16 protein-coding genes are annotated in these 19180 nt (G+C 66.2%); 10 read left to right on the top strand and 6 right to left on the bottom strand.

The genetic code is table 11. The features are described from left to right. Nucleotides 1-4 precede the first annotated feature (4 nt). Nucleotides 5-1300 carry an MFS transporter gene (locus tag NU688_RS23295; protein ID WP_257863171.1) on the top strand — a complete coding sequence of 432 codons (1296 nt, stop codon included), beginning with the start codon at nucleotides 5-7 and terminating at the stop codon, nucleotides 1298-1300. Further along, nucleotides 1297-2091, top strand: coding sequence for an SDR family NAD(P)-dependent oxidoreductase (locus NU688_RS23290; RefSeq protein ID WP_257863170.1), 795 nt, complete (start codon nucleotides 1297-1299; stop codon nucleotides 2089-2091). The genes NU688_RS23295 and NU688_RS23290 overlap by 4 nt, the downstream gene beginning before the upstream one ends. A 46-nt stretch (nucleotides 2092-2137) precedes the next feature. Here the strand turns inward: NU688_RS23290 and NU688_RS23285 are convergent, their stop codons facing one another. Next, entirely contained in the window at nucleotides 2138-2749 is a 612-nt protein-coding gene (locus NU688_RS23285) for a glutathione S-transferase N-terminal domain-containing protein (protein ID WP_257863169.1), read from the bottom strand. Nucleotides 2750-2885: 136 nt separating this feature from the next. On the opposite strand from NU688_RS23285, the gene purB reads away from it, so the two are divergent. The 4 genes from purB to NU688_RS23265 all read left to right on the top strand — a co-directional run bounded on the left by purB (nucleotide 2886) and on the right by NU688_RS23265 (nucleotide 8372). Beyond that, complete coding sequence (gene purB / locus NU688_RS23280; RefSeq protein ID WP_257863168.1) at nucleotides 2886-4265, top strand: adenylosuccinate lyase; 1380 nt, start codon at nucleotides 2886-2888, stop codon at nucleotides 4263-4265. Between the two features lie 141 nt (nucleotides 4266-4406). After that, entirely contained in the window at nucleotides 4407-5546 is a 1140-nt protein-coding gene (locus tag NU688_RS23275; RefSeq protein ID WP_257863167.1) for a PepSY domain-containing protein, read from the top strand. An 89-nt stretch (nucleotides 5547-5635) separates the two neighbouring features. Next, nucleotides 5636-7768, top strand: coding sequence for a TonB-dependent siderophore receptor (locus tag NU688_RS23270; RefSeq protein WP_257863297.1), 2133 nt, complete (start codon nucleotides 5636-5638; stop codon nucleotides 7766-7768). Between the two features lie 43 nt (nucleotides 7769-7811). Beyond that, nucleotides 7812-8372, top strand: a complete 561-nt coding sequence (locus NU688_RS23265) for a YaeQ family protein (RefSeq protein WP_257863166.1) — start codon at nucleotides 7812-7814, stop codon at nucleotides 8370-8372. Between the two features lie 19 nt (nucleotides 8373-8391). On the opposite strand, the gene NU688_RS23260 is transcribed toward NU688_RS23265, so the two are convergent. Then, nucleotides 8392-8697, bottom strand: a complete 306-nt coding sequence (locus tag NU688_RS23260) for a putative signal transducing protein (RefSeq protein WP_257863165.1) — start codon at nucleotides 8695-8697, stop codon at nucleotides 8392-8394. Between the two features lie 14 nt (nucleotides 8698-8711). Beyond that, nucleotides 8712-9176: a DUF3717 domain-containing protein gene (locus NU688_RS23255; RefSeq protein WP_257863164.1), complete on the bottom strand. Its 465-nt coding sequence runs from the start codon at nucleotides 9174-9176 to the stop codon at nucleotides 8712-8714. 493 nt (nucleotides 9177-9669) lie between these two features. Here NU688_RS23255 and NU688_RS23250 point away from each other — a divergent pair, with 493 nt between their 5' ends. The 3 genes from NU688_RS23250 to NU688_RS23240 all read left to right on the top strand — a co-directional run bounded on the left by NU688_RS23250 (nucleotide 9670) and on the right by NU688_RS23240 (nucleotide 11417). Further along, entirely contained in the window at nucleotides 9670-10416 is a 747-nt protein-coding gene (locus NU688_RS23250; protein WP_257863163.1) for a TerC family protein, read from the top strand. Between the two features lie 94 nt (nucleotides 10417-10510). Then, a complete protein-coding gene (locus NU688_RS23245) occupies nucleotides 10511-10975 on the top strand; it encodes a hypothetical protein (protein ID WP_257863162.1) in 465 nt (154 codons plus the stop codon). Between the two features lie 88 nt (nucleotides 10976-11063). Continuing rightward, complete coding sequence (locus tag NU688_RS23240; RefSeq protein ID WP_198785351.1) at nucleotides 11064-11417, top strand: phage holin family protein; 354 nt, start codon at nucleotides 11064-11066, stop codon at nucleotides 11415-11417. A gap of 6 nt (nucleotides 11418-11423) precedes the next feature. Here the strand turns inward: NU688_RS23240 and NU688_RS23235 are convergent, their stop codons facing one another. Further along, a complete protein-coding gene (locus NU688_RS23235; protein ID WP_257863161.1) occupies nucleotides 11424-13001 on the bottom strand; it encodes a M48 family metalloprotease in 1578 nt (525 codons plus the stop codon). A gap of 122 nt (nucleotides 13002-13123) precedes the next feature. On the opposite strand from NU688_RS23235, the gene moaC reads away from it, so the two are divergent. Next, a complete protein-coding gene (gene moaC / locus NU688_RS23230; RefSeq protein WP_257863160.1) occupies nucleotides 13124-13630 on the top strand; it encodes a cyclic pyranopterin monophosphate synthase MoaC in 507 nt (168 codons plus the stop codon). On the opposite strand, the gene NU688_RS23225 is transcribed toward moaC, so the two are convergent. Continuing rightward, the gene (locus NU688_RS23225) at nucleotides 13627-14043 is read right to left on the bottom strand and encodes a type IV pilin protein (RefSeq protein WP_257863159.1); all 417 of its coding nucleotides are present in this window, start codon (nucleotides 14041-14043) and stop codon (nucleotides 13627-13629) included. The genes moaC and NU688_RS23225 overlap by 4 nt on opposite strands. A gap of 104 nt (nucleotides 14044-14147) precedes the next feature. Next, nucleotides 14148-19169: a pilus assembly protein gene (locus NU688_RS23220; RefSeq protein WP_257863157.1), complete on the bottom strand. Its 5022-nt coding sequence runs from the start codon at nucleotides 19167-19169 to the stop codon at nucleotides 14148-14150. Nucleotides 19170-19180 lie beyond the last annotated feature (11 nt).

The raw sequence follows: 19180 nt of genomic DNA, 5'->3' as shown, positions 1-19180 counted from the left end.
CTTCGTGTCCACTTTCGGACCTCTGGCTGGTGTGCGCTACGGACTGCTCGGCCTGCCGCTCGCCTTCGTCGCGCTGCCGCTCTATGTGCTGCTGCCGAACCACTACGCCCGCGCCTTCGGCGTGCCGCTCGCCACGCTGGGCGCGGTGCTGTTGGGCGCGCGTCTGCTCGATGCGCTGATCGATCCGCTGCTCGGGCGGCTCAGCGACCGGCTTCATGCGCGCTCGGCGCAGGCGGTGCTGGGTTTCGGCGCTGTCGCCGCGGGTGTCCTGCTGCTGGGCTTCGGGCTGCTTTTCTTTCCCCAACTGCTGGTCGACCCCGCGCGCCATGGCGCGCTGCTCGTGGTGGCCGCCGTGCTGCTCGCGCTGACCTACGCGGGCTACAGCATGCTGAGCATCGCGCACCAGTCGTGGGGCGCGATGCTGGGCGGCGACGCCTCGCAGCGCAGCCGCATCGTGGGTTGGCGCGAAGGGATGGGGCTCGTCGGCGTGGTGCTGGCATCGGTCGCGCCGACGCTGGCGGGACTGCCTGCGATGGTCGCGCTGTTCGGCGTGCTGCTGGTGGCGGGGTGGATCTTCTGGACACAGGCGCCACGGCCGGCGCGCACCGCCGCGCCGCACACGGCGGTCGACCTGCGGCTGCCGCTGCGCCGTGCGCCGTTTCGCCGCCTGCTCGCGGTGTTCGTGCTCAACGGCATCGCGAGCGCGGTGCCGGCCACGCTGGTGCTGTTCTTCGTGCAGGACCGGCTGCGTGCGCCGGCTGCGATGGAGCCCGCATTCCTCGGCCTTTACTTCGTGGTGGCCGCCGCATCGATCCCGGCGTGGCTGCGCATCGTGCGCCGCTGGGGACTCGCACGCAGCTGGCTCGGCGGCATGTGCATGTCGGTGGCGGTGTTCGCATGGGCCGGCGCGATGGGCGCGGGCGACGCGGTGCCCTTTCTCGTCGTCTGCGCGCTGTCGGGTTTCGCGATCGGCTCGGACCTCGTGCTGCCGAGTGCGCTGCTCGCCGGAATCATTGCCGAGGCCGGCGACCAGCCGCATGCCGGCGCGTACTTCGGCTGGTGGAATTTCGCGACCAAGCTCAACCTCGCGCTGGCCGCCGGCCTCGCGTTGCCGTTGCTCGGTCTGGCCGGCTACGTGCCGGGCACGCGCGATGCGTCGGCGCTGCAGGCGCTGTCGCTCGCCTACTGTCTTCTGCCCTGCGTGCTCAAGGTGATCGCGGGTGCGGCGCTGTGGGCGCTGGTGATTCGATCGCCCGCTTCCGCTGCGCCCTTGCCGCTTTCGACGAAGGCTGCGCCGTGAAGCCCTTCAATCCGCCGCTCGCCGACTGGCGCGGCAAGACGGCATGGATCGTCGGCGCGTCCTCGGGCATCGGCCGCGCGACGGCGCTGGCACTGCTCGAAGGCGGCGCGCGGGTCGCCGTGTCGGCCCGCAACGGCGAAGCGCTCGAGGAGCTCGCGGCACTGCACAACGACGCCGCGCGGCCGCCACGCGTGATCGTGCTGCCGCTCGACGTGCGCGATGCCGCCGCGGTCGCCGCCGCGTATGCGCAGCTGCAGGCGATGGCCGGTCCTGTCGACCTCGTGCTCTTCAACGCGGCCATCTACGGCGTACTGCGCGCCGACGCCTTCGCACTCGACGAAATGCTCGCGCACCAGCAGGTCAACTACGTCGGCGCCTTGAACGTGCTGGCTGCCGTGCTGCCCGGCTTCGTGGCGCGTGGCGCGGGCCATGTGTCGCTCACGGCGAGCGTCGCCGGCTTTCGCGGGCTGCCGAAGAGCCTGGCCTACGGCCCGACCAAGGCCGCGCTGACCCACCTGGCCGAGGTGCTCTACATCGACCTGCATGCGCGCGGCATCGGCGTGAGCGTGATCCAACCCGGCTTCGTGACCACGGCGCTCACGGCGAAGAACGATTTCCGGATGCCGGCGCTGATCACGCCCGGGGAAGCGGCCGAGGCCATGCTCGAAGGCTGGCGCCGGGGCGCGTTCGAGATTCACTTTCCGCGGCGCTTCACGCTCTGGATGAAGCTGATGCGGCTGCTGCCGTACCGGCTCTACTTTCCGGCCGTCGCCAGGTTCACCGGGCTCTGAAAAAGAAAAAGGCGCCGCGTGGCGCCTTTGTTCGGACTGTGCCGCCTCAGGGCTTCGTGTCGATGAAACTGGGACGGAGCATGAGCTTGTCGTACAGCTTCGCAAGATTGCCGTGCTCGCCGCGCCAGTCGATATCGGGAAAGCGCAGGCTCAGCCAGCCCAGCGTGCAGCCCACCGCGATGTCCGACAGGCTCAGGTGAATGCCGCTGCAGAAGGGCTTGTCGCCCAACCCCTTGGACATGGCGGACACGCCGTCCACGACCTTCGTGCGCTGGCGCTCGATCCAGGTGGTGCTGCGCTCGTGGTCGTTGCGGCCGGACCAGGTGGATTCGAGGCGCCAGAGCACGCCGGCATCCATGACGCCATCGGCCAGCGCTTCCCAGGTCTTGACCTCGGCGCGCTCGCGGCCCTGCTGCGGGATGAGCTTGCCTACCGGAGACAGCGTGTCGAGATATTCCACGATCACGCGCGAATCGAACATCGCCTCCCCGCCTTCCATGATCAGGCAGGGCACCTTGCCCAGCGGATTGGAGTTGGAGATGGTGGTGTCGGCGGACCAGACGTCCTCGAGCACGAACTGGTAATCGAGCCGCTTTTCGGCCAGCACCACGCGCACCTTGCGCACATAAGGGCTGGCGGCGGATCCGATCAGTTTCATGAAGGCTCTCTCCCTTTGTTCTTGGCTGATGACACTTGTTCATAATCATTTTAGGTGAACGGGACCACCGGGGGCCCGGATACACCCCGATGTGTCGGTACGGCCCCACGGACCGCCGGCCGCCTAAAATTCGGGCATGAGCTTTTCCACCGTCTCCGCCCTCTCCCCCCTTGACGGCCGCTATGCGGCCAAACTCGCGGCCTTGCGCCCGCTGATGAGCGAACAGGGCTACATGCACCGGCGCGTGCAGGTCGAGGTGGCGTGGTTCATTGCGCTGTCCGACTGCGGCTTCGCCGAATTCAAGCCCCTCACCGGCGGCGCCCGCAAGTACCTGCTGGGCCTGGTGTCCCACTTCTCCGAGGCCGATGCGCTGGCCATCAAGGAGATCGAGAAGACCACCAACCACGACGTGAAAGCCGTCGAATACTGGATCAAGTCCAAATTCGAAGCCCGGCCCGAGCTGCTCGCCGCCGCCGAGTTCGTGCACTTCGCCTGCACCAGCGAAGACATCAACAACACCAGCCACGCCCTGCAGATCCAGGCCGCGCGCGAAAAAGTGGTGCTGCCGGCCATCGACGGCCTGATCGCCAAGCTGCGCGAAATGGCGCACCAGTTCGCCGGCGTGTCGATGCTCTCGCGCACCCACGGCCAGACCGCCAGCCCGACCACCGTCGGCAAGGAAATCGCCAATGTGGCGGTGCGCCTGTCGAAGGCCCGCGCGCAGATCGCCTCGGTGCAGCTCTTGGGCAAGATGAACGGCGCCGTCGGCAACTACAACGCCCACCTGGCCGCCTGGCCCGATTTCGACTGGGAAGCCTTCAGCCGCAAGGTCATCGAGACGCCCGCGCCGCTCGGCCTGGGCCTGAGCTTCCAGCCGTACAGCATCCAGATCGAGCCGCACGACTACATGGCCGAACTCTTCGATGCGGTGGCGCGTGCCGACACGATCCTGATCGACTTCTCGCGCGACGTCTGGGGTTATGTGAGCCTGGGCTACTTCAAGCAGCGCCTGAAGAAGGGCGAGATCGGCTCCTCGACGATGCCGCACAAGGTCAACCCGATCGACTTCGAGAACGCCGAGGGCAACCTGGGCCTGGCCAACGCGGTGCTGCGCCACCTGAGCGAGAAGCTCCCCATCAGCCGCTGGCAGCGCGACCTGACCGACAGCACCGTGCTGCGCAACATCGGCGTGGCCTTCGGCTACGCCACGCTGGCCTACGCGAGCCTGGCCACGGGCCTCGGCAAGCTGGAGCTCAACGAGGAAGCGCTGGCCGAAGACCTCGACGCATCGTGGGAAGTGCTGGCCGAGCCGATCCAGACCGTGATGCGCCGCTACGGCGTGCAGGGCGCCTACGAGCAACTGAAGGAAGTGACGCGCGGCAAGACCGTCACGGCCGAGGCGCTGCACGGGCTGATCCGTTCGCTGGCCATTCCAGACGAGGAAAAAGCCCGCCTTCTGGCCATGACGCCCGCCAGCTACGTCGGCAAGGCCGCGGAACTCGCCAGTAGAATCTAAAGTTCCCGTGTATCGATCCACCAACCGCAGCGAACGGTTGGTCTGACGCGCACGCGGACCCCCAACTTCCCAGCCAACGCGTCTTTTCACCGGCGCGCCAGCCAACAACCATGACGGGACTCCTCGAGGTCCCCGTGATTCATGCTGCGCGCTCCGCTGCGACGTCTCTGGCTGAAGATCCACCGCTGGACCGGGCTCACGCTCGGCCCGATCCTGGCCCTCACGGCGCTGCTCGGCGCGGTGCTGGTGGTGAGCCGGCCGATCGATCGCCAGGTCCATTCGGACCTCTTCGTCTCGCGCAGCGCGGGTGATGCCATCGCGGCCGCAGCCGCACTGCCGCTCGAGCCGCTGCGCCAGCGCATCGTGTCCGAATTCGGCCCCGACACCAATTTCACGCTGCGCCCGCCGCACCACGCCGACGAAACGCTTTGGGTACTGGTGCGCGGCAAGTGGAGCGGCACGCTCTACCTCGATCCCGCCAATGGCGCCGAGCAAGGCCGGCGCGGCACCGAGGAAGGTTTCTACAACCTCGCCTACAAGATCCACAACAGCCTGCTGCTCGAGGGCACCGGCAAGGGCATCCTGGCTTTCGTGGCCCTGTCCTACCTGTTCCTGCTGGTGACGGGCCTGGTGCTGTGGTGGCCGGTGCGCTGGCCGCCGTCGCTGCGCATCGTGCTGAACCGCGGCCTCTTGCGCGGGCTGTTCGACCTGCACCGCACGGGCGGCGCGGTACTCGGTCTCCTGATCGCCGTGTCGGTCGCCACGGGGGCCTACATGGCCTGGCGGCCGCTGGGCGATTTCATTTCCGCCGCCATGGGGCAGAAGCCGGTCAAGGCCCCGGCGATCGCCAAGGGCAGCGCGAGCGGCCCGCGCATGCCGCTCGACGAGATCGTGGCGCGCGCCCAGAAGGTCTACCCGGGCCAGCCGATCGGTTACGTGCTGGTGCCCGGCAAGGCGGACCAGCCGATCCGCGTGCGCTTCCGGCTCGCGGACGATCCGCATCCCAACGGCATCAGCTCCGTGTGGCTCCACCCGGTCAGCGGCGAGGTGCTGGCCGCACGCAAGTGGCAGGACCTCGATGCCGGCAACGGTGCGGTGGCGGTGATCTTTCCGCTGCACACGGGCGAACTGGGCGGCGTGGCCCACCAGGTCGTCACCGCGCTGCTCGGCCTCGCGCTCGGCGGCCTGGGTTTCAGCGGCATCTGGCTCTGGTGGCGCCGACGCGCCATGGCCGCCGCGGCCCGCAACAACAACGCGCTTTCCAGTCGAACGACGTCCTGAAGAAAAAAAGCCCCACGGCCTGTCACACGTTTCTTGTTTTTATCCCGGAGGAGTTCCCCTTGTTCCCGCACAAACGCACCGCCATCGCGATGGCCCTGTTACCCCTGAGCCTGCAGAGCTTCGCCGCCGACGCAGACCCTGCCGCCGACCCGTCGAAGTCGCTGGAGACCATCACCGTCACCGGCGACTGGCTCGCCAGCCCCAACGAGACCAAGGTGCTCGAACACGCCGGCGCGCGCAGCATCGTCGAACGCAAGCAGATCCAGGAAAGCGGCGCCTCCAGCGTGCGCGACGTGCTGCGTCAGATCCCTGGCGTGCAGGTGCAGGAGAGCAACGGCACCGGCGGCAGCGACATCTCGCTGAACGTGGGCGTGCGCGGCCTGACCTCGCGGCTCTCGCCGCGCTCGACCATCCTGCTGGACGGCGTGCCGCTGGCCTACGCGCCCTACGGGCAGCCGCAGCTCTCGCTGGCGCCGCTGTCGCTCGGCAGCATCGAGACGGTCGACGTGGTGCGCGGCGCGGGCTCGGTGCGCTATGGCCCCCAGAACGTGGGCGGCATCATCAACTTCGTGACGCGCGCGATCCCCAAGCAGTTCTCGGGTGAAGTCGGCGTGGGCGTCGAAAGCGCGGGCCACGGCGGCGGCACCAAGACCACGCCCACACTGTTCGTCGGCGGCACCAACGAGAACGGCCTGGGCCTCGCGCTGCTGTACTCGGGCACGCATGGCGACGGCTTCCGCGAGAGCAACGACCACACCAGCATCGACGACCTGATGCTCAAGGGCGCCTACCGGATCTCGAGCACCGACGACATCGCGGTGTCGCTGCACCACTTCGAAGGCAAGGGCCGCATGCCGGGCGGGCTGACCACCGCGCAGTTTGCGGCGAACCCGTTCCAGTCGGACCGCCCTTTCGACGAATTCAGCGGCAGCCGCACCGATGGCTCGGTCAAGTACACGCACAACGACGGCGTGAACAAGTTCGAGATGTTGGGCTACTACACCGACTCGTTCCGCAGCAGCTACCTGGAGCAGGAAGGCACCGGCGCCAACGCCGGCCGGCGACGCCTCACATCCTCGCCACGCAACTACAAGACCTTCGCCATCGAGCCCCGCTATTCGCGCCTCTTCGATTCGGGCAGCGTGGTGCAGGAAGTCAGCGTCGGTTTCCGTTACCTCAAGGAAGAAGCCTCCGAGGTGGCAACGCGCAGCACCTACTACACACCGCGCCCGGGCTTCGATGCCTACAGCCTGGCCAACCCCGCCTACCAGACCAGCAAGGGCGGCACGACCGCGCATGCGTTCTACATCGACGACCGCATCGACTTCGGCAACTGGACGGTCACGCCCGGCGTGCGCTACGAATCCTTCAGCTCGCACAACGACGTGTTCACCGTGGCGAACAACCGCATCACGAACGCGATCTATCCGAAGATCGATTCCAACGAAGTGCTGCCGACGCTGTCGGTGCTCTACCGCGCGAGCGAGCGCTGGTCGCTGTTCGCGAATGCCGGCGTGTCGTTCGGTCCGCAGCAGTACGCCCAGCTCGCGCAGTCCACCACCAGCCTGCATCCCGAGAAGGCCAAGACCTATGAAATCGGCACGAAGTACAAGGGCGAGGCCTGGAGCGGCGAGCTGACGCTGTTCAACATCAACTTCGACAAGGAACTGCTGCTGGCGCGCTCCATCACCGGCGACGTCGGCCAGTGGACCGACCTGGGCGCCACGCGCCACCGCGGCCTGGAATCGGCACTGCGCTACGACCTCGGCGACCTGAGCGCATCGCTCAAGGGCCTGTCGGTGTCGGGCACGTACACGTACACGCAGGCCACGTCCAAGGCCGGCAACTTCGCGGGACGCGACCTGCCGTTCTACTCGCGCCAGATCCTGACGCTGGGTGCGCGTTACGAGCGCGGTCCGTGGACCTTCAATGCCGACGTGTATGCGCAGTCGAAGCAGCGCTCGCCGGGCTCGCCGGACGATGGCAAGCCGTACATCACGCTGGAAGATTCGACCGGCCGGTTCGGCAACATCCCGGGCTACAGCACCGTGAACCTGCGCGCCGCGTACGACTTCGGCCCGTCGATGAGCAACCTGAAGCTGGCCGTCGGCATCAAGAACCTGTTCGACCGCCGCTACTTCAACCGCTCGGTGGACAACAACGGCGGCAAGTACGTCGGCCAGCCGCGCACGGTGTACCTGCAGGCGTCGGTGGCGTTCTGAGGCCGGGGGTGCGTGCGTCTGCGGCAGGCATACTCGCGCACCCATGGCCCTCAAATCCACCATCTTCAAGGCCACCCTCGCGGTGGCCGACATCGACCACGGCTACTACGCCGACCACGCGCTGACCCTGGCGCGCCACCCGAGCGAGACCGACGAGCGGATGATGATCCGCCTCGTCGCGCTCGCCCTCAACGCCCACCAGCTGCAGGACATCTGCCAGGGCGACGGCACGCTGGCCTTCGGCGCGGGCCTCTCGAACGTCGAGGAGCCCGACGTGTGGCTGCGCGACTTCACGGGCGAGACCAAGATCTGGATCGAGGTCGGCCAGCCCGAGGACAAGCCCATCCTCAAGGCCTGCGGCAAGGCGGACGAGGTGATCGTCTACTGCTTCAACCATGCGGCCGAGATCTGGTGGCGCGGCATCGAGAACAAGCTCACGCGGCCGCAGAACCTGAAGGTCTACCGCGTGCCGACCGAGGCCTCGCAAGCGCTGGCCGCGCTCGCGCAGCGCAGCATGCAGCTGCAGGCGACGATCCAGGAAAACACGCTGACGTTGGGTGACGGCACGAACAGCATCGACGTAGAACTGCTGCGCTGGAAGTAGCTCTCAGGCCTCCGCAGCGCTAGGCCGCCGGCATCATCTCGCCGCACTGCCAGCACTGCTCGAACCCGCCTTCGATCCGCTCGCCGCAAACGCACTGCCAATTGCGCTGCGGCCGGTGCTGCACCGCGTGCAGCAGTTCTTTCGCACGATCGAACTGGCTCTCGTCGTCGATCCAGATTTCCGGCAGGCACTGGTCGGGCGGCAGCTGACCCATGACGGCGCCGAGGAACTCGCGCTGCACCGTGGCTGCGACGCCGTCCTCGCGCAGGGCGTGCACCCACAGGGTCGCAATCGCAAGATTGGGCGCTTGGGCGAGGCGGCGCATGCGGTTGGGTCTCTTCAGGGCGTGTCGTCAGGGCCGACGGGTTCGGCGGGATCGTCGGGCCACTGTGGCGGCTCGGCTTCGCGCGCCCGCTCGGCGTACTTGTTAAAGCGCCAGGCCGAGTCTTCCATCGTGATGCGGCGCCAGGTCACGCGCTTCTCGACCGGCGTCATGGCGGGCCAGTGCTGCACCTCGTCGAAGCTGCGGCCGCAGCCCTTGCATTCGTCGTCGCCCTGGCTGGTGGAGCAGATCGCGATGCAGGGCGTGTCGGGGGTGCTGTGATACCAGTCGAGCCAGGCGGCCCAGGCCTTGGGCGGAAAGCCGACCTCGTCGACCTCGTCCTCGTGGTGGAACACCATGAGCGCGTAAACCTCGGCCAGCGCGCGCAATTCGGGTGCCAGCGTGATGCCGTCGGGCGAGGGACTTTTCGCGCGCCAGTGGTTGATGGCGGCCTCGATGTCGGTGATGTGGATGGCGGCCATGAAGAGTGAAAAAGCAGCGAGCGGCGATCATAGTCCGCCAATGTCCCGCAGCCTCGAAGGGGCATGAGCGCTACAAATCAGATAGCGCGAAAGCCCCTGTCCATAGGCTCTTCCGGGCGGTTCTCTTTAAATGCCTGAAAACTTTCGGTTGCCACGTCGCGGCCTTCGATGCTCTAATCCCGCCCACGAAGGGGAGTAGCTCCCGACCGCTGCACAACGGCGGAAATCGACAGGTCGTCAATACGAAGCACAACACTTCCGGCCTCTCGGACAACGCATGCGCACTGGCGCAGGCGCTGTCGAGCAAGACCTTCGATTTGAACCTGTGCAGGTTTGGTCGAAGCGTTCGCAAGTCCCCGGAATCACCCGGCGTCTTCGTTTCCTCGCTTTCGACCAGTCCCGCACGGGATGAATCGAAACGCATCGGTATGCGCCCGCCCGTCGAGATCCAATCAAGGAGCGGCAGGAACGGCGCGAAGACAAAGAGGAATCTATGGAACTGTTCATGACCCCGGAGTTCTGGGTCGCTGTCGGTCAGATCATCATGATCGACATCCTGCTCGGTGGCGACAACGCCGTCGTCATCGCGCTGGCTTGCCGGAAGCTGCCGCCGGCCCAACGCACCAAGGGCATCCTGTGGGGTACGGCCGGCGCCATCATCCTGCGCGTGATCCTGATCTTCTTCGCGCTCACGCTCCTGGCCATTCCGTTCCTGAAGCTGGTGGGTGCCATCCTGCTGGTCTGGATCGGCATCAAGCTGCTGGCACCCGAGCATGACGACGCGCACGGCAACATCACCGGCAGCGACAAGCTGTGGGGCGCCGTCAAGACCGTGATCATTGCCGACCTGGTGATGAGCGTGGACAACGTGATCGCCATTGCCGGCGCCGCACAGGGTGCAGGCGAAGGCCACCAGATGCCGCTCGTGATCTTCGGCCTGCTGGTGAGCATTCCGATCATCGTCTGGGGCAGCCAGCTGGTCATCAAGCTGATGGACCGCTTCCCGATGATCATCACGCTGGGCGGCATGCTGCTGGGCTGGATCGCCGGCACGATGGCTGTGTCCGACCCCGCCCTGGCGAACACCGCCGCCTGGAATTGGGTGCCGAAGGTGCCGCAGACCGACACGATCAAGTACGCAGCCGGCATCGGCGGCGCGCTGCTGGTGCTCGCGGTCGGCAAGTGGGTGGCCATGCGCCAGGCCCGCAACAAGCCGGAAACGGCTGTGACAACCGGCTGAGCACTGGCTTACCCCATTGATCGCCAGAAACTTCGCTGAGAAACTTTCCTGTCCAAACCAGTCTCTGCCACTCTAACTATCTGAAGGAGCACTCATGGAAAAGATCATTCTTTATGTCGACGACGCCGTGTATGCCAGCGAGCAGTTCGCCGAACTCGCACCGGACGCGAACAGCGTCGTGGCGCGCCATTGGGTGCTCGTGGCCTGCGCGCCGCGCATGACGCATCGCATCAGCAAGTGGGTGAGCCACAGCGCGCGCGAGAACTGGCGCGCCAAGTGGTTCAGCAAGGTGCAGGCCCAGCTGCTGCCCCTGCTCGAGCGCAATGGCGGACAGGTGACGGCGGTGCTGGCCAAGGGCCCGCTCGCCGAACTGACGCAGCAACTCAAGCGCGAGCACGGCGCCAGCCACGTGGTCGATGCACGCCGCCCGAAGATCGGCGTCGACCTGGAACCGGTCACGCCCGACCAGACGCCCGCGCACCAGTCGGGCTGGGCCTTTCCCGGCGCGGTGATGGGCATGGGCGCATTGCTGGTGCTGGCGAACGAGCTGGCTGAATAGGCGAAGCAGACACTCCCGACGAGCCCCGGCGCGGCAACGCTCCGGGGCTCGTTGTTTTGTTGGGGGGCTCTGGGGTATCCTGCACCGCATGCGCATCATCATCAAATGGCTGCTCAGCGCCGTCGCGCTGCTGGCGGTGGCTTATCTCTATCCAGGTGTCCAGGTCGCGAGCTTCGGCTCCGCACTCATCGCAGCCGCGGTGATCGGGCTGCTCAACATGATCGTGCGGCCGGTGCTGGTGGTGCTGACGCTGCCGGTCACCATCGTCACGCTCGGGCTGTTCCTGTTCGTGATCAACGCGCTGCTGTTCTGGGCCGCGTCGGGGCTTCTCGGCGGCTTTCACGTCAACGGCTTCGTGGCCGCGCTGATCGGCTCGCTGATCTACTCGCTGCTGGGCCTTCTCATCGAGACCGCGCTGGGCGGACTGCTCTCCAAGCGCTGAGCACGGTTACTTCAGCGGCGGCTCTTCCGCCTGCTGCTTCACCAGCACCTCGACGGCCCGCGCGCGGGTGTCGATGATCGACGCCTCGTAGTGGTCGATCGGCGCGCCCGAAGCGCCCGACTTGCGCACCAGTTCCTGCGCCGCCTTGAAGCGATCGCGCGCCGCGGGGTAGTCGAGGATCGCCACATTGGCTTCGGCATCGGCGCGCACCGCGCGCAGCGTGTCGTTCTGCGCGCCGTACAGGTTGCCCAGCACGCGCCACGCCGTGGCATCGCGCGGGTTGGCGGCCACCCAATCGCGCAGCACGGGGATCATCGGCGCGGGTTGGCGTGTCGCGGTCGCGGCTTCGGCCGCGAGGATCATCTCGGGCCGCTCCTTCGACTTGGCATCGAGCAGCGCGGCGGCCTTGACCGGGGCGCCTGAGGCCAGTTCGATCTCGGCACTGAGCCAGCGCGCCTGCTTCGCCGCGGCCGGGTCTTCCGCCGTGCGCGCGACGAGCCGCTCGGCCAGCGTGCGCGCCGCCTTGTAGTCGCGCAGTTCCTTGGCCGCCAGCGCCGCCGCATAGAGCGTCCCTGCCTGCTGGGCCGGCGTGCTTTTGGCGAACTCGCCGCTTGCGGCCGACTGGATCCAGAGCCGCAGCACGTCGACGCCCGGTCGCGTCAGCACGCGGGCGCGCGAGGCGATCATCGCGTGGTCCATCGCGAGCGGCAGCGCGGGTGCGGTGTCCATGCGGAACTGGAAGCGGCCCTGCATGTCGGAGATGCGCTCGGTCGTGAGCGGGTGGCTGCGCAGGTACGGGTAGGAGCCGTTGTCGTTCAGGCGCGAGGCGTACTGCAGCTTCTCGAACATCGCCGCCGCGCCTTGCGGCGCAAAGCCCGCCTGTGTCATCACGCCGAAACCGATGCGGTCGGCCTCGCGCTCCATGTCGCGCGAGAAGCTCAGCTGGTTCTGCATGAAGAGCGCCTGGCTGCCCATGATCACGGCCTGGCCGGCGTCGCCGTTGCGGCTCTTGCTGGCGGCGATCATCCCGAGGATGAGGCCCGCGATCATCAGCGGCATCTGCTTGCCCTGCTTGCTCATCATCCGGGAGATGTGGCGCTGCGTGACGTGCGAGAGCTCGTGGCCGAGCACCGTCGCCAGCTCGTCGCGGCTGCCCACGGCAGCCACGAGCCCCAGGTTCAGGCCCAGGTAGCCGCCCGGCAGCGCAAAAGCATTGATGTTGCGGTCGCGGCCGAGGAGGACGGTCCAGGCGAAGCGCTCGTCGAGCTCGGGCGTGAGCTCGCCGCGCGCGCGGGCGGCAGCGAGCAGGCGCTGCCAGATCTCCTGGACGTAAGCGGCGATCACCGGATCGTCGATGTAGTCGGTGTCGCGATAAAGCTCGCGGGCGATCTGGTCGCCCAGGCTGCGCTCGGCGCTGGCGGTCATTTCGCCGCCGTCGCCCAGGCCCGGCAGGATCGGCTGCATCTGCGCGCCGGCGGGTATCGGCAACAGGGCCTGCGCCGCTATCAAAACGGAAGCGCATAGCGCGCGCAGGGTGGGCGTTGCAGTGGTCTTTGGCTTTGCGGAGAGAGTCAAGCGCAGCATTCCTCGTCCATGGCTCGGGCTCGTATGATGCATCTTCAAAACGAACGTTCACCCATGAGCGCCGCGCCGGGCGGCCCCAAGCAAGCTCGCACCGCAGTGCGAAGCACGAAGGTACCCAATCCATGAACACCCTCACCCATTTTGACGCCCAGGGCCAGGCCCACATGGTCGACGTGGCCGCCAAGCCCGCCACCCACCGCGTGGCCGTGGCCACAGGACGCATCGAGATGCAGGCCGCGACGCTGGCGCTGATCGAATCCGGAACGGCGAAGAAGGGCGATGTGCTGGGGATCGCGCGGATCGCCGGGATTCAGGCGGCGAAGAAGACGAGTGACCTGATTCCGCTGTGCCATCCGCTGGCCTTGACGCGTGTGGCGGTGGCGTTTGCGCTGGCTGAAGGGGGGAGCACGCCGCAGGTCGCTTGTACTGCCACTGTCGAAACCGTCGGGCCTACCGGCGTGGAGATGGAGGCGCTGACGGCGGTGCAGGTGGCGTTATTGACGATCTACGACATGTGCAAGGCGGTGGACCGGGGGATGCGGATTACGGATGTGCATGTGCTGGAGAAGCATGGGGGGAAGTCGGGGAGTTGGGTGGCGGAGCGAGGCACGCCATCCCAACAGCCTTAGCGCCAGCAGGTTTCCTTCGTACCCGGGGTATCTGCGGCCATGTCCTTGGCGCCTTTGGCATCCAAAGTGAAGTCGCCGCACTTGCTATCCGCAGTTTGCGCCCCCGTACGCTGGGCCTTCAATGTGTAGTCCGTGGCGGAAGCATCCATCACACTCAATGTGTAGTAGCCGTTCTGCGACGCGGCGCCGCCCGGTAGCTTCAGCTTCGTCAGGTCGGTGGTATAGCTTCCGTTCTGTGCACGGTAACGCTCTTGTCGTGCGGCAGCATCATTGAGCAGGTTCTGCCCCTCCACCCGCCGGGACCGCTTCACATACTCCTGGTATGACGGGAGAGCAATAGCCGCCAGGATGGCGACGATGGCCACCGTGATCATCATCTCGATCAGGGTGAAGCCCTTTTCAGCATTGCGCACTGGTTTCTCCTTCAATAGACATGCTTCGCGCCGCTTGGGCGAGTACGGGTGGCATCGGGCAACACCCCCGCCTTCGACATCCCGGCGGGGGTGAGCTTGAAACATCAGTTCGGCGGCTGCTTTCGCCAGCTTTGCCGGCCAAACTGCAACCCGTGGTTGACAGCCTTCTTGGGATCTCCGCTGGGGTCCAACACCTGCCCGCCGCCCACGGTCTGACTGCCCCCTCCTGTTGGCGTGCCATTGACCTGGCCCCTCGCGATCATGTCGGCGGAATTGAACACCCCGTCGCTGTTCATGTCGAACACGACGTAGTCGGTGCGGCCGCCACCGTTCGGATCGATGCCGTAGATCGTTCCGTTCAGGCCCGCCGCGCAGGCGTCGTCCGAAGTTCGCACCGACGTGAGGAACAGCCCTCGTCCGTACAACGTCATGTCGTAGACCATCTTTTCCCCGTTGCGCGGCAGATCCACGATCCAGCCCCATTTTTCGACATCGGTGTCTCGTGTGCCGGTGGCGTTGGCCTTGTACCAACTCACCGTGTTGTTCGTCAGCGAGAAGTTGCCCGTACCGGCCCCCAGCTCCTCGAACGACTGGCTCTGCAGGTCGCCGCGCCCCTTGGACACTGTCGGCAACGGCGTGGGTGCCGTCGCCCCCCTGCCGCTGTAGCGGTCCCAGATGCCATACGCGGTCTGCCTCTGCGTGCTGCTCTTGTCGCTGGCCGTCAGCAGGCGGCCCGTACCGAAGATCACCAGATCGCCCGTTCCCGTGGGATGCGGTACCACGTAAGGGGCCGTCGTGATGGCCTGGCGCTTGTCGTTCGCGTCCTTGGCGGTGTAGAGCTTCTGCACCGTCCACGCCGAGATATTGCCGCTGCTCATGTCGAAGCGCCACACATTGCCCGCCAGGTCGCCGGCGTAGGCCAGGTCCACCTTGCCATCGCGGGTGTTGTCCACCGCGCTCACACGCGACAGTCCGTTGCCCAGGGGCAGCGAAGCCGCCAACTCCTCGGCCGTCATGCCGCCATCGAGATCGAATTGCCGGAGCACGGTGCCGTTGGAAATATCCAGGACGAACAGGCTGGCGCCGCCGCCGCCTGCCGTGCTGTTGCCGCCCTGGTAACCACCGGGTACCAACGCGACCCATTTGCCCTTGCCGGTTGCGGGATCGTTGAGACGGGCAATGGTCGGCTTCGGCAACGAGTTGCCCATGTTGGCGTTCTGGTCGGAACCGAACTCCCACAGGAGACTGGGCGACGCGGGGTCGGTCACGTCCAGCGCGAACACCCCCCTGCCGCCCGCACTCAGGCTGCCGATCACCACCTTGTGCCACGCCGCGCCGAAATACACGTCCGAGGCAACGGGCGAGCCATCGACGTAATAGCGATGGGACGTACCGTCCTTCTTGCCGTAGTCGGGCGCGGTGAGCGTGTTCAGGTTATTGCGCACTGCCGTGGGAATGAAGGCGAACTGCTCCACGCCGTCCGCCGCGCGGAAGGCATGGAACATGCCATCGTTGGCGCCAACGTAGATCATCTCGTCCCGTCCCGCCTGAGTCGTGGCATAGGTCGCGTAGTTGCTGCCGGTGCCTTCCAGCGCATCCGCCGGGGCCGCCCTGTAGAGCGCGCCGCCCACGCGCAGAGGCGAGGAGTTGACGATGTCGCCCAGCACGTTGGAGCTGAGGTTGGTGCCGGTGCCGGTGGACACCTTGTTGCGGGCGCGAAACGCGTCGTTCTCGCCGCGCAGGAAAGCGATGCGCTGTTCGGCCTTGCCGTCGGCGCGGGCCGGACTTGTGCCGGGCTGCAGGTTGAGCGCCGTAAGCCACGCCAAATCGGCTGTCTGTGCGGAGATGCCCGTGAAGGTAAAGGGGCGCAGGGTCGGCGTGGTGGCACCGGCGCCCGCGTACAGGATGTTGCGCGTCGTCTTGACGCGCGCAGCCAGTTTCTCCGCAGCGCTCCACTGACGCACGGTGTTGAAGCTGGTGGTGGTGGTGCCGCCAGGGCCGGCGGTGTTCGTCGCGGTGAGCTTGTCCCGGATCACGTCGCCTGCCCAGCCATCGGCCTCGAACAGCGTGCGGTAGACATCGGCGCCCGCGGCGATCGTGCCACCGGGCAGGCTCAACGACACCGCCGTCACCGAATTGTTCTTTTGCAGGATGTCGTTGAAGGCCTTGGTCATCTGCGCCTTCAGCGTGGTGGCGTTGGTGACCAGGAAATAGTTGTCCGGGTCGCCCGCGACCTTGGTCGGATCGCGCCCCGGCATCCCGTACTTGGCCGCATACCACAGCGGATTCTTGAGAAAGCTGCCCGAGGAACCCGTGGTGCTGGGCGTGAAGGTGCGGCTTGCCGTGAGCGGCAGGTTGGCGCACGACGCGTTGTCGGGTTTGTCCGCGCAGAAACCGGGCGGCTGCCCTTGGGGCGTGTTCAGTGCGTAGTAGACAGAGCCGGTGTCCTTGTCCCGCACCTCCAGGTACATGCCGTCCTGGGTGGTGCCCGAGATCACGTAGCCCATGTGCTGGCCGATGCTGCCCGCGGCGTACTCGGACAGCATGTCGACCGTCACCGTGCCGTTCGCCTGCAGCGCGACGGTGTAGCGCGAGATGGCATCCATGTCGTGATCGGCGCCCTGCTCCACGTCCTCGTAGTTGATGCGGAATTCCGCATAGGGCCGCCCCCCGTTGATGCTGGCGTTCTGGTCCGCCGCGCCGGTATTGGCGATGCGGTCCACGTAGTAGTCCACGATCTGGTTGGTGGGTGCGAAGGCCGTGGGATTGATGTTGTAGCCGGCCACCGACTTGGCAAAGGGGGAGATCGTCACGAACCGGCCACTGCCCACCGGAAAGCGGATCTCCGGCAGCGGGGAAGCGATGGCCACGGAATAAGTCATCAGCGCGTTCTTCACCGTGCCACTACCGAACACCGCGTTGTTGGCAGCAAAGCGCGATACCCCTGCGGAGTAATAACTGCCTTCCTTGCTGGGCTCCTGAGGCGACAGTCCGCGGACCAGGGAGAGATCGTCGACCGTCTTCACCGAGGGTGCGCCATTCCCGTTGGTCAAGGTCGACTGGCCGATGAAGAAGTTCTTGCCGTTGATCCCCTCGGCCGTGCCGATGGCCTGCACCTCGTTCGCGACATTGAAGCCGGTCAAGGCGCTCGCATCGGCGTCGATGGCCTGATAGCGGCTGCCCGGCATCTTCGTGTCGTACGAGGGATTGATGTCGCTGAGCACCGTCATCACCGGACGCGCGCAATACGGGTAGCCGCCGCCGCCGTTGGCCTTTGCCGTGTAAGGCGCAACCCATGCGGGCTTGGAAAGATTCAGCGGGTCCGCACTGTCCTTGGCACCGGTGCCATAGTCGTACTGGCTGTGGGCGCCCGAGGCTCCGGCGAAATAGCGCAGCGTCTCGAACATCATCTCGCCCACGGGGTTGCCCCACATCGAACACATCGACGGATCGGCCTTGGTGCTGATCGGGCCGTCTACGATCCAGCCGCAGTCGTTGTACTGGCTGCCGTTGAAGCCGATCAGGCGCAGGCGGTCCATGTTGGTCACGATGCCGGCAACGTCGGTCTTGAACTGTCCTGTCTGCGGATTGACTTCCTCGGAAAATTTGCTGACGTTGCGCCGCAGGATGCCGCCCGCAATGTTTTTCTGGTACGAGCCGGAGAGCAGCCCAAAGTACATCTTTTCGTTCTCGCCGAAGTCGTGCAACAGGCCGGTCGGCTTGAAGATGGCCGTGCCGTTGTTGTTCGGATAGGACTTGCAACTGGCTTCGCGCAACGCCGAGTTGGTGCTGGAGCAGGCCTCCACCCGGATCTTGCGGGTCACGATGGTGCTGACAGGCTGTACGGCCACCTGCAAGGCCAGTCCCCAGTTGTCGTCGCCTGAGCCCTCGACATGGCGGAATACGACCGTGTTCCAGCCCTTCGCGAGGGTGATGCTCTTCGAGTGATTTTTCAAGCCGTCTTGGCTGCGGTCTGCGCCGTGGCCGCCATACCAGCCCCAGCTTGTGCCAGCGATGGTGGCCTCTACGGCGTCATCTCCATCAACGGCAAAGGTGTAGGTCCCTGCCTCCGGAACGTTGACATCGCCCTTGATCTCCGTCAGGTAGTTGTCCTGGCCGCAGCCTTTGCTAGTGCTGGGAAACGGGTTGTTGCCGCCACCGGCGGTATTGATCACTTGAAGCGTGCCCGTGCCACATAGGTTCTTGCTTACTGCGTTGGCGGCGAAGAACGCGGCCATTTCTGTCGCATTTCCCGGTGTCGCATCGTTGTTTCTTGTCTTCTTCCACGTCATGATGCTCAGCTTCTGGAACGAAGTGCTGGGCAACATCTGGAATACCGTGCCCGATGCGCATGGCACGCCACCCAAACAAGCGTCCTGCCCCGCGGTCCCCTCCTTGGACACCCAGTCCCATATCTGGAACTGCGAGTCGTTGAGAACACGCAGGCGGGGAATGGCGCCATCGCCGGTCTCGCCCAGCGTGGTCACGGCAAACAGATGGCGGGTGCCGCTCACCGGTGCAGCCAGCGGCGCGTAGTCGCTGATGTTGTAGACGGTGCCATCGCGAACGGGGTCGTAGGCCTTGCCCCACGCATGCGCGTCCCGCGGTATATAGGCGCCTTGCAGCACGGTGCTGGTGGCGGTGTCGATCACGCGCGTTCCGCCGTAGAGCACCCGGCGGATGGCATCCATGCGCGATGTGGTGAGGTAGTTCAGGAAGTCGCCGCTCCATCGGGTTCCGCCGCAGAGCTTCTTCTTGTCGCCTGTGGCAGCCGCAGCGGGCGTGAACTTCTCGTCGGCGTAGTCGTAGCAGGCGTTGTTGTTGAAGTAGCCGTAGTAGTCGATCTGGTTGGGCTTGTAGCCCACGTCGATCACGCCGTCGCCATTCAGGTCGGAGGCGTCGTTGTAAGCCTCGTAGTAGAGCTTGTGGTCGCGCCCCATCACCAGCATGTTCAGTGGCGGATTGCTCTCGCTCACGAACAGCGGCGTCTGCGCCAGGGCCGTGTCTCCGCCGTCCTGCGCTGTCGCGAGGTGCTGGCCGAACAACATGGCCGCCGCGGCCGCGAGCAAGCCGACCGTGTGGAAGATGCGAAAGGGTGAACGCTTTGAAGGTGTGGAGCGAGCCATTGCAGCCCTCC

It is taken from the genome of Variovorax sp. ZS18.2.2 (assembly GCF_024701975.1).
Classification (GTDB): domain Bacteria; phylum Pseudomonadota; class Gammaproteobacteria; order Burkholderiales; family Burkholderiaceae_C; genus Variovorax.
The sequence above is the reverse complement of the archived record's forward strand: the minus strand, read 5'-3'. Positions and strand labels throughout refer to the sequence as shown.

Bases quoted from the DNA above. Each gene is read 5' to 3' on its own strand.
- purB (WP_257863168.1), top strand. From the start codon at position 2,886: ATGAGCTTTTCCACCGTCTCCGCCCTCTCCCCCCTTGACGGCCGCTAT.
- NU688_RS23250 (WP_257863163.1), top strand. From the start codon at position 9,670: ATGGAACTGTTCATGACCCCGGAGTTCTGGGTCGCTGTCGGTCAGATC.
- NU688_RS23240 (WP_198785351.1), top strand. From the start codon at position 11,064: ATGCGCATCATCATCAAATGGCTGCTCAGCGCCGTCGCGCTGCTGGCG.
- NU688_RS23245 (WP_257863162.1), top strand. From the start codon at position 10,511: ATGGAAAAGATCATTCTTTATGTCGACGACGCCGTGTATGCCAGCGAG.
- NU688_RS23275 (WP_257863167.1), top strand. From the start codon at position 4,407: ATGCTGCGCGCTCCGCTGCGACGTCTCTGGCTGAAGATCCACCGCTGG.
- NU688_RS23260 (WP_257863165.1), bottom strand. From the start codon at position 8,697: ATGCGCCGCCTCGCCCAAGCGCCCAATCTTGCGATTGCGACCCTGTGG.
- NU688_RS23255 (WP_257863164.1), bottom strand. From the start codon at position 9,176: ATGGCCGCCATCCACATCACCGACATCGAGGCCGCCATCAACCACTGG.
- NU688_RS23235 (WP_257863161.1), bottom strand. From the start codon at position 13,001: ATGCTGCGCTTGACTCTCTCCGCAAAGCCAAAGACCACTGCAACGCCC.
- NU688_RS23265 (WP_257863166.1), top strand. From the start codon at position 7,812: ATGGCCCTCAAATCCACCATCTTCAAGGCCACCCTCGCGGTGGCCGAC.
- moaC (WP_257863160.1), top strand. From the start codon at position 13,124: ATGAACACCCTCACCCATTTTGACGCCCAGGGCCAGGCCCACATGGTC.
- NU688_RS23220 (WP_257863157.1), bottom strand. From the start codon at position 19,169: ATGGCTCGCTCCACACCTTCAAAGCGTTCACCCTTTCGCATCTTCCAC.
- NU688_RS23270 (WP_257863297.1), top strand. From the start codon at position 5,636: ATGGCCCTGTTACCCCTGAGCCTGCAGAGCTTCGCCGCCGACGCAGAC.
- NU688_RS23285 (WP_257863169.1), bottom strand. From the start codon at position 2,749: ATGAAACTGATCGGATCCGCCGCCAGCCCTTATGTGCGCAAGGTGCGC.